17 protein-coding genes are annotated in these 13,436 nt (G+C 59.6%); 9 read left to right on the top strand and 8 right to left on the bottom strand.

Features of this window, described 5'->3' with window-relative positions; genetic code table 11:
- Positions 1 to 81: 81 nt before the first annotated feature.
- Positions 82 to 630 carry an RNA polymerase factor sigma-70 gene (locus tag AB4N42_RS12440; protein WP_030141922.1) on the top strand — a complete coding sequence of 183 codons (549 nt, stop codon included), beginning with the start codon at positions 82 to 84 and terminating at the stop codon, positions 628 to 630.
- 127 nt (positions 631 to 757) lie between these two features.
- On the opposite strand, the gene AB4N42_RS12435 is transcribed toward AB4N42_RS12440, so the two are convergent.
- The 3 genes from AB4N42_RS12435 to AB4N42_RS12425 form a co-directional block, all read right to left on the bottom strand.
- Positions 758 to 1,771, bottom strand: a complete 1,014-nt coding sequence (locus AB4N42_RS12435; RefSeq protein WP_030141921.1) for a GNAT family N-acetyltransferase — start codon at positions 1,769 to 1,771, stop codon at positions 758 to 760.
- 68 nt (positions 1,772 to 1,839) lie between these two features.
- A complete protein-coding gene (locus AB4N42_RS12430) occupies positions 1,840 to 2,616 on the bottom strand; it encodes a substrate-binding periplasmic protein (protein ID WP_460116258.1) in 777 nt (258 codons plus the stop codon).
- Between the two features lie 120 nt (positions 2,617 to 2,736).
- Positions 2,737 to 3,360, bottom strand: a complete 624-nt coding sequence (locus AB4N42_RS12425; RefSeq protein ID WP_460116257.1) for a TetR/AcrR family transcriptional regulator — start codon at positions 3,358 to 3,360, stop codon at positions 2,737 to 2,739.
- A gap of 171 nt (positions 3,361 to 3,531) precedes the next feature.
- Between AB4N42_RS12425 and AB4N42_RS12420 the strand changes: the two genes are divergently transcribed.
- Complete coding sequence (locus AB4N42_RS12420; protein ID WP_030141918.1) at positions 3,532 to 4,074, top strand: 3'-5' exonuclease; 543 nt, start codon at positions 3,532 to 3,534, stop codon at positions 4,072 to 4,074.
- An 87-nt stretch (positions 4,075 to 4,161) separates the two neighbouring features.
- On the top strand, positions 4,162 to 4,446 hold the full coding sequence (ppnP, locus tag AB4N42_RS12415; protein ID WP_030141917.1) for a pyrimidine/purine nucleoside phosphorylase: 285 nt from the start codon (positions 4,162 to 4,164) through the stop codon (positions 4,444 to 4,446).
- Positions 4,447 to 4,526: 80 nt separating this feature from the next.
- On the opposite strand, the gene AB4N42_RS12410 is transcribed toward ppnP, so the two are convergent.
- Positions 4,527 to 5,336, bottom strand: coding sequence for an MOSC domain-containing protein (locus AB4N42_RS12410; RefSeq protein ID WP_217860007.1), 810 nt, complete (start codon positions 5,334 to 5,336; stop codon positions 4,527 to 4,529).
- 67 nt (positions 5,337 to 5,403) lie between these two features.
- Complete coding sequence (locus AB4N42_RS12405; protein ID WP_030141915.1) at positions 5,404 to 6,327, bottom strand: chemotaxis protein CheV; 924 nt, start codon at positions 6,325 to 6,327, stop codon at positions 5,404 to 5,406.
- Positions 6,328 to 6,808: 481 nt separating this feature from the next.
- Between AB4N42_RS12405 and AB4N42_RS12400 the strand changes: the two genes are divergently transcribed.
- From AB4N42_RS12400 to AB4N42_RS12390, 3 genes are all read left to right on the top strand, one after another.
- On the top strand, positions 6,809 to 7,279 hold the full coding sequence (locus AB4N42_RS12400) for a hypothetical protein (RefSeq protein WP_460116256.1): 471 nt from the start codon (positions 6,809 to 6,811) through the stop codon (positions 7,277 to 7,279).
- A gap of 234 nt (positions 7,280 to 7,513) precedes the next feature.
- The gene (locus AB4N42_RS12395; protein ID WP_030141913.1) at positions 7,514 to 8,407 is read left to right on the top strand and encodes a sensor histidine kinase; all 894 of its coding nucleotides are present in this window, start codon (positions 7,514 to 7,516) and stop codon (positions 8,405 to 8,407) included.
- On the top strand, positions 8,404 to 9,063 hold the full coding sequence (locus AB4N42_RS12390; RefSeq protein WP_030141912.1) for a response regulator: 660 nt from the start codon (positions 8,404 to 8,406) through the stop codon (positions 9,061 to 9,063). The genes AB4N42_RS12395 and AB4N42_RS12390 overlap by 4 nt, the downstream gene beginning before the upstream one ends.
- Here AB4N42_RS12390 and yegS read toward each other — a convergent pair.
- Entirely contained in the window at positions 9,047 to 9,964 is a 918-nt protein-coding gene (gene yegS, locus AB4N42_RS12385; RefSeq protein WP_460116255.1) for a lipid kinase YegS, read from the bottom strand. The two genes, AB4N42_RS12390 and yegS, sit on opposite strands and share 17 nt — an antisense overlap.
- 301 nt (positions 9,965 to 10,265) lie before the next feature.
- Here yegS and AB4N42_RS12380 point away from each other — a divergent pair, with 301 nt between their 5' ends.
- Positions 10,266 to 10,574 (top strand): hypothetical protein, encoded by a 309-nt coding sequence (locus AB4N42_RS12380; RefSeq protein ID WP_030141910.1) that lies wholly within the window; start codon positions 10,266 to 10,268, stop codon positions 10,572 to 10,574.
- A 61-nt stretch (positions 10,575 to 10,635) separates the two neighbouring features.
- On the opposite strand, the gene AB4N42_RS12375 is transcribed toward AB4N42_RS12380, so the two are convergent.
- Both AB4N42_RS12375 and moaB read right to left on the bottom strand, forming a co-directional pair.
- Complete coding sequence (locus AB4N42_RS12375; protein ID WP_407683466.1) at positions 10,636 to 11,826, bottom strand: molybdopterin molybdotransferase MoeA; 1,191 nt, start codon at positions 11,824 to 11,826, stop codon at positions 10,636 to 10,638.
- A 22-nt stretch (positions 11,827 to 11,848) separates the two neighbouring features.
- Complete coding sequence (gene moaB, locus AB4N42_RS12370; RefSeq protein WP_030141908.1) at positions 11,849 to 12,388, bottom strand: molybdenum cofactor biosynthesis protein B; 540 nt, start codon at positions 12,386 to 12,388, stop codon at positions 11,849 to 11,851.
- Positions 12,389 to 12,466: 78 nt separating this feature from the next.
- On the opposite strand from moaB, the gene mobA reads away from it, so the two are divergent.
- Together mobA and AB4N42_RS12360 are read left to right on the top strand one after the other, a co-directional pair.
- Positions 12,467 to 13,069: a molybdenum cofactor guanylyltransferase MobA gene (mobA, locus tag AB4N42_RS12365; RefSeq protein WP_030141907.1), complete on the top strand. Its 603-nt coding sequence runs from the start codon at positions 12,467 to 12,469 to the stop codon at positions 13,067 to 13,069.
- A 75-nt stretch (positions 13,070 to 13,144) separates the two neighbouring features.
- Positions 13,145 to 13,366 (top strand): YgdI/YgdR family lipoprotein, encoded by a 222-nt coding sequence (locus AB4N42_RS12360; RefSeq protein ID WP_030141906.1) that lies wholly within the window; start codon positions 13,145 to 13,147, stop codon positions 13,364 to 13,366.
- The last annotated feature ends 70 nt before the right edge of the window (positions 13,367 to 13,436 follow it).

The raw sequence follows: 13,436 nt of genomic DNA, 5'->3' as shown, positions 1-13,436 counted from the left end.
AAGCCTAATTTGGCCCCCGATGTGTAGGACGGATCCGCTGGCCCGACCGTCCTGCTAACTAATTGCAGCAAGGTGAATTCCATGACGGAACAAGTATCCACAAGCAGGTGCGACTCACCGCTACTTCAGGCATTCGTCGATAACCGAACCATCCTGGTCAAGATCGCAGCGCGCATCACCGGGTGCCGGTCCCGCGCGGAAGATGTGGTCCAAGACGCGTTTTTCAGGCTGCAATCGGCGCCGCAGATCACCTCCTCCATCAAGGCCCAGCTCAGCTATCTGTTCCAGATCGTGCGCAACCTGGCGATCGACCATTACCGCAAGCAAGCGCTGGAACAGAAGTACTCGGGCCCTGAAGAGGAAGGCTTGAACGTGGTGATCCAGGGAGCTTCGCCGGAAACGTCGCATATCAACTTTTCCACGCTCGAGCACATCGCCGACGCGTTGACCGAGCTGCCCAGCCGTACTCGCTACGCCTTCGAGATGTACCGCCTGCACGGCGTGCCGCAGAAGGACATCGCCAAGGAATTGGGCGTCTCGCCAACCCTGGTGAACTTCATGATCCGCGACGCCCTGGTGCATTGCCGCAAGGTGTCGGGGGTACGCGGGGATACGTTTGCGCGGCGGTGATCAGCCGATTTGCCGATGCCCAATGTGAGAGCGGGCTTGCTCGCGAAGGCAGAGTGCCAGCTGACTTCTGTGCCAGCTGATACACAGCCTTCGCGAGCAAGCCCGCTCCCACAGGGACCTGCTCATCTCACATCAGCGAACACCGATCAAAAAACCGCTCCCGCCCCAGGATCATCAACGCCGCCCGCTTATGCGGGAAATCGAATTCCTTCTCACAATGGAAGCATTGGTTATGCAAATGCCCGATCATCCGGGCGTTGTCGGCCCGAGGCTCGGCCACCACGCGCTGGGTGCGTGGATCGTCGAGAAACAGGTAGTGCACCAGCGCGGATAGCCAGCTCGCGACTTTATGCGGGCCCCGATGTTGTTCCTCGCCCACCAGCATGTGGATACCGCGGTCATAATCGTGGGCGTCATAGAACGGCGCGATTCGATCTTCCTTGGCCCAATAGGCTTCGAAATAGGCGAATGGCTGGTCGTCGAAACAGCCGATCAACGTCAAGACCCGAGGGTCGTGCTGCAGTTTGCCCAGATACTCGCGATGCTGCTCCAGGCTGCCCTCCTCTTGCCAGAAGCTGGCGACCCGAGGGCTGTTCTGCCAGCGATTGAAGCGTGTCAGGTCCTGCTCGATTTCGAGGGTTCGCAGGGACACCCAAGCCCCCAGCCGCGCATCGAAACGTCGATACACCTCGCCTCGTGGCTTGATCGGTCGACGAGGATGGCGCTTGCCATCGGTGATGATCATTTGCTGCGGATAACTGCCGTTGAATGCTTCCCCCAGCCAAGGTTGCGGCAATTGCCAGAACAAGACGCGCTCACAGACGTATTCGTTCACCTCGGGCGTGCCCGCCAGCAAGCCACTGAGCAAGGCTTCGCCGGGGCGTTCGTCAAGGTGCCAGACCAATTGCTGGCAATCGGGATCCCTGGCAAACAACCAATAGCAGGCGGCCCACAGCGCCGGCCCTACAGGCCGGTCGTTGGCTTCTTGAAGATGCACATGAAGTTGAGGGCCGCGCTCCAGGCGCAGGCGGATCAAGGGCGCGCCTTCGAGCATCAGGCTCAGATGACGCTCGGTTTCATCAGCGCCGAGGTGGCGGCCACCCGGCAAGGGCAGCGTTGTTGAAGGCTTGGAGATGGACATTGGAGCGGCTCACGTATTCGTCGATGGTCAACGTGTGACGTGAGCCGGAATGGGAAATTTAGTCTGGCTCAATGAGCGTGTGGTGGCACCAACTCGATCCGGTAGGGCTGGAAGATCTCCAACATTTGCCCATTGTCCCGCAGTTTCTGCAGCAACCGTTGGAACACATCGGCACTGATGGGCGCCTGGGGTCGGATCAGCGCGTAATGGTGATAGATCTGATCGATGCGCTCGGAAACCAGCAACTGGGGGCCTACCTCAAGATTGCGCAACAGGTAGTCGCTGAGGTACGAGCGGGTCACCAAGGCAATATCCGCGCGCCCGCGCACCACCATCTGCAAATTGCTGTCGTGGGAATAGGTCAGCGTGGCGTTGTACTGCCTGATAAGGAACTTGGGGTCGGGGTTGAACTCGGCAAAGGCGTAGTGATAACCGCTGAACAACGCCAGGCGCTTGCCCCTCAGGTCAGCGAAATATGATTGCTGGCGATCTGGCTGGCGCTGGGTCACAAAGATCTCGGCGTCTTCCAGCCCCATGTCGACTGCGGTATGTGGCACATCCTGCCAGCCCCAGTCCGGGTTCTCGAAAATCGCCATGTCGACGCGTCCCTGCTTGAAATCATTGAAGCGGCGCGGAATCGAAGTGGGCACCAGGACGAACTGGTAATCGGCCTGCGATCGATTCAGGGCCTCCACCAGTTGCGGCAGCAGGCCGGTGTCGGCGCCGTTTTCGGGCCGAACGGTATAGGGTGGAAAATGTGCCGCGCCAATCCGCACCAACTGCGCCGCCTCAAGGGAAGACGTCAGGAAAAGAGCCAGAGCGGCCAGCAAAACACGTGAGGTCATCCCCATCGGCAATAACGTCAAGATACCCCACTCCCCTAAAAGACCCATCAATACAGTGACGCTAGGCGGTTTCAGCCGCTTAGCCAGCCATGCGGCCAATTTTAAGCGGTCGCTTGCTTATTATTTTTCTGCCAACACAAGGATCAGGGCCTGCTCGGCCAGTTCATCGAGACTCAGGCTGCCTTCGGTGCGAAACCAGGTGGTGGTCCAGGACAACGCACCGGTCAGGAAGCGCCGGGTAATGGACACGTCCCCGCGAATATACCCGGCCTCCTTGGCCCGCCCCAAGACTTCAAGCCAGACATCTTCATAAATATTGCGCAGGGCCAGGACGTGGCGCTGTCCGTCCGCGGACAGGGAACGCCACTCATAGACCAGCACCGCCATCGCCTCGCCGGTGCCGCCCATGATCGACTGCAATTCGCAGCGGATCAGCGCCAGCACCTGCTCGCGCACGCCGCGGGCCTCGGCCAGGGCCGCGCGCATCAACGCAGTGTTGTAGCGGATGGTTTCCTCCATCACCGCCCGAAGGATTTCGTCCTTGCTCTTGAAGTGATGAAAAATGCTCCCCGACTGGATGCCCACGGCACTCGCCAGGTCGCGCACAGTGGTGCGCTCGAAGCCTTTGTTACGAAACAGGTGAGCCGCGGTCTGGAGCAGTTTGCCGCGAGCACTGTCCGGGTCGGTCAGCTGACCGTTGTCGACCAGCTCGCGCATCACGCCCTGGGTTTTTTGCTCGTCCACCTGCGTTCTCCCACAGTCGATCAACCCATGCACGGCTATTTCATCAAATCGGCGTGGGCAATTTAAGCTGGCCGGGGCAACCTAGCAAGCGCTCGGGGCCAGGACTAGGCGGATGCGCCGGGTTTGACTACGCTCAAACCCATCAGCACGCCGATACCAGGAACTTTAGCGATGCCTCACTGGCTGGTGATTGATCTGGAGGCCACCACCGATGAAGGTGGCTGGCCGGTAAGCGAAATGGAAATTATCGAAATCGGCGCCAGCCTGGTGAACCGAGACGGCCGGGAGGTGGATCATTTCCAGCGGTTTGTCCGGCCACTGCGGCGACCGCTGCTCACCCCTTTTTGTCGCCAGCTGACTCACATCAGCCAGGCCAACATCGACAGCGCCGCCCCGCTGACCGAGGTCTGGCCTGTTTTCGAGCGTTGGTTGGCGCCCTATCACGCCAATCTTGAGGGCTGGATCAGCTGGGGTGACTACGATCGCAAGCAATTGCTGCAGGAATGGCAGCAACAACAACTGCAAAGCGTGCTTGGTCAGGTTCAGCACATGAATCTCAAGCAACGTTTCGCCAAGGCGCGTCGGCTGGAGCGCCCCTTGGGGCTCAATGCAGCGTTGCAATTGGCCGGGCTGCAGTTCTGTGGGCAACAGCACCGCGCACTGGAGGACGCCCGCAACACGGCGCGATTATTGCCTCTTGTGCTGACAGGCTGAGCGGTTCGCCGGGCGCGACAGATGACGACTGTTGTGGCCTTGTGCATACTGGCCGGCCTTTTTCAGCCCTTTCTCGAGGAATCGCCCATGTTTAAAGTCAACGAGTACTTCGACGGCACCGTCAAGTCGATCGCGTTCGGCACTGCCGAAGGCCCAGCGACCATTGGCGTCATGGCACCGGGCGAATATGAATTCGGCACCGCCCAGCGGGAAATCATGCACGTAGTGTCTGGCGCCCTGAGCGTAAAGCTGCCTGACAGCACCCATTGGGAAACCTTCGAGGCCGGCAGCCAGTTCAACGTCCCGGCCAACAGCAAGTTCCAGCTCAAGGTGGCCGTCGACACGGCTTACCTGTGTGAATATCGCGCCTGATATTTTCGTGGCGAAAACGGTTGTCCGGTAAATAGAAATGCCCGTGTCATTGGACACGGGCATTTTTGTTCTTGAGAGTTTTATTCCAGCACTTCGACCGGCATCCCCACTTCAAGCCTGCCGTTGCCGTCATTCACCAGGTTCTGCCCGAACATCGCGCCGTCAGGCGTCGAACGGTACTGCTGCAACGTCGCGAAAGGCTCGCGATTCGGATCGCGCTCACCGGTTTGCGGATCGACGGTGGTCATGATGCATCTTGAGCATGGCTTGACCACCCGGAACTCCACGTCGCCGATACGAATCCGCTTCCAGCCGTCTTCGGCAAATGCCTCGCTGCCCTCGATCACCAGGTTGGGACGGAAGCGCAGCATTTCCAGGGGGCGGCCGACCTTGCCAGACAGATCCTGCAAAGAGGCCTGTCCAATCAACAACAAAGGAAAACCATCGGCGAAAGCAACCTTGTCGTCGTCCCGGCCATAGCCGGCTGCCGTGGTACGGGCCAATTCCACCGGGACATGGACCAGCCGGGTGCGCTGGCCGATGAATTCGCTGACCCAGGCCGCCGCCTCGTCCCCGGCATCCGGCACCCGCAAGGTGTCACGCCAGATGATCACGCCGCGTCGTTGTTCTTCGATGACTGGCGGCAATGCCGCTTCGAAGGTGCCGTAGCCCGGCGCACTGAGCGTCAGGCCGCCCGCCTCGTTCCACAAGGCCGACAGCTGGCTCATTTTCGCCACGGCCCGCTGGGTCAGGAATCGCCCGCTGCCTTCATCGACGAGCATCCAGCGGCGGTCACCGTCCAACCCCAGCTTGTCCAGGCCAATCCCTTGCAGCGATTGGCCCTTGCCGGATTTCAACGGATAACGATACAGCGCGCTCAGCCGCAACATGGTCAGCTCCCCAGGCGAAAAAAGCCACCTTATACGAGCCGGCCACCGAAGCAAACCGGGATCGGTATCAGTCGAGCATCAGCCGCTGGCGCACCACGTCTACCAGCTTGTCCGGCTGGAATTTGGAAAGGAAATTGTCACAGCCGACTTTCTTGACCATCGACTCGTTGAAGCTGCCGGAGAGCGAGGTATGCAGCACCACATAGAGTCCACGCAAGCGCGGATCGTTGCGAATCTCGGTGGTCAGGCGATAACCGTCCATTTCCGGCATTTCGGCATCGGTGAAGATCATCAGCAACTTGTCGGTCATCACCTCGCCGAAGTCCGCCCAGGCCTTGAGCATGTTCAGCGCCTTCAGGCCGTCGCTGGCGATGTGCATCTTCACGCCCAACTGGCCCAGGGTGTCACGCAATTGCGAGAGCGCGACGTTGGAGTCGTCCACCAGCAGGACCTCACGGCCACGGGCGCGCTCCAACACCGGGTCTTCGAGCTTGTCGCGGGAAACCTTGGCGTTGTAAGGGACGATTTCGGCCAGGACTTTTTCCACGTCGATGATTTCCACCAACTGGTCGTCCACCTTGCTGATGGCGGTCAGGTAATGCTCGCGGCCGGCGCTGGTCGGGGGTGGCAGGATGGCTTCCCAGTTCATGTTGACGATGCGGTCCACGCCACCCACCAGAAACGCCTGGACGGAGCGGTTGTACTCGGTGACGATGATGGTACTGTTCGGCCCCGGCACCAACGGGCGCATGCCGATGGCCTGGGACAGGTCGATGACCGGCAGCGTCTGGCCACGCAGGTTGACCACGCCGCAGACGAATGGATGGCGCTGGGGCATCAAGGTCAGCTTCGGCAGTTGCAACACTTCCTGGACCTTGAATACGTTGATGGCGAACAATTGCCGCCCGGCCAGCCGAAACATGAGAATTTCCAGGCGATTCTCACCCACCAGTTGGGTTCGTTGATCTACTGTGTCGAGAATGCCGGCCATCGATGACTCCTGGGCTTGTTCGGATGAATCCTGTAATGGCGCTATCGGCGTCCTGCGCCAAATCTTGACCCTGAAATGAAATATCAAGGCGAGAGATTGATATCACATTAACATCATGCTTTACTGGCCTCCTGCTTTTTTTCATCCTCCTGTCCCCGCCGCGCGACTTCGGTTTGCGGACAAAGTTCCCCTGCCTAAGGGTTTCCCCTAGGCACAATCAGGTCCAACCTGATATTCCCGCTATTCAATAGCCATTAATGTGACGCCATTCTCATTGCTGAACGGAGTCAGGCTTTTGTGCGCGACCACAGGACATCGACCTTCCAGCCTTTCGGCCGATCCCGCGCGTGCAATCGTTTGCGCGCCGGACTCTGCCAAGCGGCGGGGATGCGCGAGGCGCCGTCGTTCGTTCACGGCCATGGGATCCAGCGTTCGCCACACGCGATTTACTTTCGCCTGACATGATGTTGTGGAGATAAGCATGCCGAACGATCGCAAGAACTGGAGCCAGCGCCTTCCAGAGTTCCTGACCGAAGCCGAGACGCTCTTGGCCAAGTCGGAGGAATGCCTGAGCCACCTGCAACTGATCAACAACGACAAGGACGCCATTGATTGCATGCTCAGCACGTTGCTGAAATTGGCAAACAAGGCCGATGCACTTGCGTTGGAGGCCGTTTCGGATTTTTCATTGCACATCCATGGCCTGCTCACCCATGCGCAAAATCGCATGGAGTTGCACGACCAGGCGTTGGGCGCATTGAAAGACTGCTTCACACTGATGGCCTGGCAACTCGAACTGGTTGACCACACCACAGGCAAATTGAGCCTGGACAGCAGCGAACAAACCTCCCTGATCGAAGCGTTTGCGTTCCAGGTGGGCCAGAATCCTTGCCAAGCGCTGCAAACTCCACGCCCGCTGGGGCTGGTACCCTACGCTCAGAAACAAGCATGAAACCGCCCGTCATGGCAGCCAGCCAAGTGCCCGGCTCACCGAGCTTTGCTACCACCAAGCCGAGCGCGACCAACGATATTTGAAGTGGTACTATGTCTTCCGTCAGTCACTTCGAACCGCCGCGCCAAAAGCCGCCAACCGAAGCCGTCCTCGACCTGAACCTTTTACCCGACCCGGCCCGTCAGATTCGCTGACTGGCCTGCCCGCAGCGAACATCCATTGGCTCCATCCGTTATGTACGCCAGCTTCAAGTCATTTACCTCCTGGCCACCCTCCCGAGAAAACGCCCGTCGGCTCACACTTTTGCTGTGCATCTGCTCGACCCTCGGCAGCCTGCTGGCCTACTGGTCGGCCATGACGGTGCCGCTGAGCTTGCTTGCACTGAACATGGCGGTCTTGGCCTGCGTCTGGATCCAGTATCGACTGTCGCGCAAGTCGATCAAGTTCCAGCCGCAGGAACTGGCCGACCGACTTCTGGAAGTCCAGGAAAACGAACGTCATCGACTCAGTCGCGAATTGCACGATGACATTGGCCAGTTGCTGACCGCGGCCAAGCTGCAGAGCGAATGGCTCAAGCGCCGCATGCCGCAAGAGCTGCAAGACCAATGCTCTGTCCTCAGCGAAACGCTCGACGAGACCCTGAACAAGGTGCGCGATGTGTCGGCGATTCTCAATCCGAGGCAATTGACCAGCCTGGGCCTGGAAGCCAGCCTGCGTGCGCATTTGCTCAAGACACTGGCCAATACGTCCGTGAACTGGAGCCTCGATTGCCAGCAGCGCATGACCGGCATACCGGAAGAAATGACCGTCGCCGCCTTTCGCATCACCCAGGAAGCGATCACCAACATTCTGCGCCACGCCCAGGCAAAGAATCTCCTCGTGCGCCTGCAACGGCTGCCCGAAGGTTTGACATTAGTGATCAGCGACGACGGCCAGGGATTTGTCCCAGCCGACCACCCTGCCCGCGAAGGACAACGCGGCATGGCCGGCATGTCGGAGCGGGTCGAGCAACTGGGCGGTACGCTCAAAATAGTCAGCGAGGCCGGCAAAGGCACGCATATCGAAGCTCGTTTTCCCTGGGCGCCCCGCGCCCTGGAGCGGGCCAGCAAGAATAAGGTTCTCCATTGACTTGTAATTTGCTTTTGGTAGATGACCATTCGCTTATCCGTGCGGGTGTGCGCGCCCTGGTCCTGGACCTGCCTGGCTACGCCGTTGTCGGCGAAGCCAATGACGGCTCGCAGTTGCTGGAGCTGGTGGAACGGCTCAACCCCGACATCGTGCTGCTGGATATTTCCATGAAAGACACCAGCGGCCTGCAAGCCTTGCAGCAACTCAAGCGAGTACGTCCCCACAGCAAGGTCCTGATCCTGTCCATGCACACCGACCCCGCACTCATCATGCAGGCGCTGGAATCAGGAGCGCACGGCTACCTGCTCAAGGACACGACCCCCACCGAACTGGGCCACGCGCTGGAAGCCCTGCGCAACGACGAACGCTACCTGAGCCCGGCCATTGCCCACACCGTGATCAACCAGGCCCTGACCCGCGTTCAAAAATATCAGCCCGATCCTGCCCAGACCCACAACCTGACGGCACGCCAGTTGGAAATCCTGCGACTGATCGTTCGCGGCAAGTCCACCCGGGAAATTGCCAACGGCCTGAGCCTGAGCATCAAGACGGTGGAAACCCATCGGGCTCAGATCATGAAGCGCCTGCAGATCCACGACGTGGCCGGGTTGGTCTTGTTTGCCGTGCGCGAGCAGATCATCAGCCTGGACGATTGAGCTTCGTCGAGCCGCCCAGCAGAGGCGAATCGGCGGGCAGATGTACACGTAGCGCTTGCGGGCGAACCGTAAAACGCAGGTCGTCTACTTGCAACGGTTCGCCGTCCAGATTGATGTCGAGGCCTTGGGCCACCTTGATTTCCACCCACGGCAAGCGTGCTCGCACGAACATGTTGTCGATGCCCAGCCCACCGGCCAGCAAATCCTTGAGCGTACTCACCACTTCCTGAGGCGCCGGCAAAATACTGATATCGAGCAAGCCATCGTCCGCCAGCGCCTCCGGACACAGCAAATGCCCTCCTCCGGCCTGCCTACCATTGCCAATGCCCAGCGCCAACAGATCGCCCCGCCAATGAAAACCGGGCCCCTGCAGCTCGCCATAGGCTGCGCTCAATTCGCTGAAGCGCGATAGGCCGGTGAACAGATAGGCAGCGCCGCCGAGGATTTTTTTCAGGTCCTCGGAGGTGTTCGCCGTCACCTGGCTACCGAAACCACCCGTAGCCATGTTCAGAAAGATCTGCCCGCCAACTTCACCAAGATCGACCGCCTGCGGCGTGATATCCAGCAAGTCCAAGGCGCGATCCGGTTCCAGCGGCACACCGGCGGCCCGGGCAAAATCATTCGCGGTACCCAAAGGCAGCAATACCAGGCTGGCGTCGCCGGATTGCTGGGCAATGGCTTCGGCAATATCGCGCAAGGTCCCGTCCCCGCCGCCAGCGATCAATCGGTTATAACCCGCGTCCAGGGCCTCATCCACACACCGCCGGGCATCGCCCGCTTCCCACGTCAACCGCACTGCCAAGTCCCAGCCTTGTTTGCGCTTGAGCATCACTGCCGCGCGAACCTCTTCGTTGAGCGCTTGCTTGCCGTGCAGGATCAATAGCGCCTTGCCTTTGCTCATCGTTGTCTCCGTCATTGGAAGGTTCAGGAAATGGGACCGCTCATTCGCTGGAAATAGCCCCGGACATGGGCAATATCCGCAAAAAACCTGATCAATTTCTCGATTCCAAGAATTTTCTTACAAGACTTGGCGAATCAGCTCAATTGACCCTCTAACCGTATTGAGACACCTTGACAGGGTGTTGTGCTGAACCTCTAAACAACCATCAGACAAGGATGTGTAACCCATGGATGGATATGTCACGGCCCCCTGGGGCCCGCTCACGCGCTCAAGAAATCATGGCGACAGGGGGAAATGCCCCATGCATAGCCATGAATACAAGCTGTCACCCCGCCACCTCGCATCCTTCGGGAACGAACCGGCCGATCTCAAAAGCGAATGCAAACGTTGCAGTAATCCCGTTGGAGGAATTGATTTGGAACCGCGCGTCGTTGAATTGGAAACCCACCTCAAATACATCCGAAGGGACATGGATGAAATCCGTATCGACGTGAAGGCCGTACGACACCGCCTTGCCTATCTGGCGGGTGCGGCGGCAGTCGTGGTCGGGCTGCTGGGGTGGGTCGCGAACAATCGTTTCGACCAGTTGGTGATGCTGCTGTCGCGATAAAGGCAACAGCGCGTAGAGACCCGATACAGAATCAGGCCGCAGCACGTTGGCGATTGCCGGGCTAGTCCAGGACTTCGCTCAAGGGGATGAAACTGACGATATCGCCTTCAGCCAGCGTCCTTCCTTCAAGGACCTCCACCAGCCCTTCGGCCCAGGCGGCACTACGCAGGACACCGGAGCTCTGGTTGCGATAAATGATGGCTCGACCATTTTCGATGCGTCCTCTCAAGAACTCGCGCCGATTGCCTGCCTTCGTCCAGACGAAACCGGCGGGCACCTGGAACTTGAGAGGCGACACCGCCTGAACACCTTGGCGACGCAACAGATAAGGCCGCGCCAACAGGGCGAAGGTCACCAGGGTCGAGGCAGGGTTTCCAGGCAGGCCAATCACCGGCACGCCGCGAAAATGCCCGAACGTCAGCGGTTTTCCCGGCTTGATGGCGAGCTTCCAGAGCGTCAACTCCCCTTCTTCACGCAACGCAATGCCCAGGAAATCCGCCTCCCCCACCGATACACCGCCCGTGGAAAGAATCAGGTCGACGTCCGATAGTTGAGCCAGGCAGGTGCGAGTCGTGGCCAGGTCATCAGGCAGGATACCCGCATCGACCACATCACAACCCAGGCGTTGCAACCAACCACAGAGCAATACGCGATTACTGTTATAAATCTGCCCCGGCCCCAGGGGCTGGCCGGGCTCTACCAGCTCATCACCTGTGGACAGCACAGCAACTCGCACCCTGCGTATCACGCCCAGCGATGCACGCCCCAAGGATGCCGCAAGCCCCAACTCAATCGGCCCCAGGCGAGTGCCGGCGCCGAGAACCTGCTCTCCAACGGTTGTTTCCTGTCCTTGGGGACGGATGTTCTGACCGCAGGCCATGGGCTGGGTAAACCGCACCCGCTGGTCGTCTTCGACGATGACGTTTTCCTGCATCTCGACGCAATCGGCGCCCATCGGGATCGGCGCCCCCGTAAAGATCCGCGCACAGGTGCCAGCGGCAAGGGGGTCCGGAGATTGCCCGGCAAAAATCCGCTGGCTGATCACCAGCGGTGTTTCACCATCCCAGTCAGCCAGGCGCAAGGCGTAACCGTCCATGGCGCTGTTGGGCCATGGCGGGAGGTCGAGCGTCGAGACCAGATCCTCCGCCAGCACTCTTCCCTGGGCCTCGGCCAATGACACTCGCTCGTGCTGGACGATGGGCGTGGCGGCCGCCATCTCGAGCAAGCGCTCCAAGGCGACCTCGACGGCCATCAAGGCACCCGTCTTGCCCGGTTTACCCACGGGATTCACAAGGGGCCGCCTGTTTCAAATGGGCCACGAAATTGCACGGCCTGTGCCGCGCGTCGAGCTGCTCGGCCAGGATTCCGTCCCATCCCGTGCGCACCGCATTGGTAGACCCGGGCAGGCAACATACCAGCGTCCCGTTGGCCAAGCCGGCCAGTGCCCGCGACTGGACAGTGGAGGTACCGATGTCCGCCACGGAAATCTGCCGGAACAGCTCGCCGAAACCATCGACCTGCTTGTCCAACAGGCACGCAACGGCTTCCGGCGTGCTGTCGCGCCCGGTAAAGCCGGTACCGCCAGTGATCAACACCACTTGCACGACATCGTCGGCGATCCAGGCGGCAACTTGCGCCCTGATCTTGTACAAATCATCTTTGAGCAACACCCGTGCCGCGAGGTTGTGCCCTGCCTCCGTGAGGCGATCGACAAAGACCTGGCCCGAGGTGTCGGTTTCCAGGGTACGGGTATCACTGACAGTCAGCACCGCGACATTGAGCGGCACGAAAGGTACATCAGCCTTGGCTTTCATAGGCTCGTCCAGTTGTAGGGGAAACAGCCTGGTGTTATATCACAGCGTCCCATTTTTTCGCCCGTGCGGAGACACCCGATGACCTCGAATAATGCCCTGCCACCTTGCTCCGTGCTGCTCCTCGCTGGCGGACGCGGTCAACGCATGGGTGGGCAGGACAAGGGCTTGCTGGAGTGGCGAGGTGAACCGTTGATTGCCCACCTTCATCGGCAAACCCGCACCCTGAGCGACGACCTGATCATTTCCTGCAACCGCAACCTGGAGCGCTACGCATCGTATGCCGACCAGTTGGTTCATGACGATGAAGGTGACTTTCCGGGCCCGCTGGCTGGAATCAGGGCTGGTCTCAAGGCAGCGAAGCATCCTTATCTGCTGGTGTTGCCGTGCGACGTACCGCAAATCGACTCGAGTCTGCTGGACAGCATGCGCGAAACGGCCAGCAAACATCCTGACAAACCACTGATGGTGCGTCACGGCGAACATTGGGAGCCGCTGCTTTGCATCATTCCCCGCGCCTTGTCAGCCACTTTCGAACAAGCCTGGAGCGATGGAGAACGCAGCCCCGGTCGCATCATGCGCACGCTGCAAGCAGTCGCCTTGCAATGCCCGTCCAACGATCCCCGACTGGCCAATCTCAACACGCCGGAACTCCTCGCCCAGCACAAAGGCGTGTCAGATTGACACTAGCCAGGAACTTGCGCGCGATGTATACGTCTGAAGGTCAGTAACTTGAAGAATCCATTTCGGAGAAACACCATGAACCAACGGACCCTCGCTACTTTCATGCTCGCGCTGGGCCTCGCCACTCTCGCCGGGTGCGCATCGCCAACAGTGATCACCTTGAATGACGGTCGCGAAATCCAGGCCGTCGACACGCCTAAATACGATGAAGAGAGCGGCTTCTACGAATTTGAGCAACTGGACGGCAAGCAGACTCGCGTGAACAAGGACCAGGTTCGTACCGTTAAAGATCTGTAATCTTCAACGTCACAGCCAGATACAGAAAAGCCCGCATTGATTGCGGGCTTTTTTTTGCCTGTCGAAAACG

This window comes from Pseudomonas sp. H2_D02, assembly GCF_054677635.1.
This window is presented reverse-complemented; position numbering and strand designations above follow the sequence as displayed.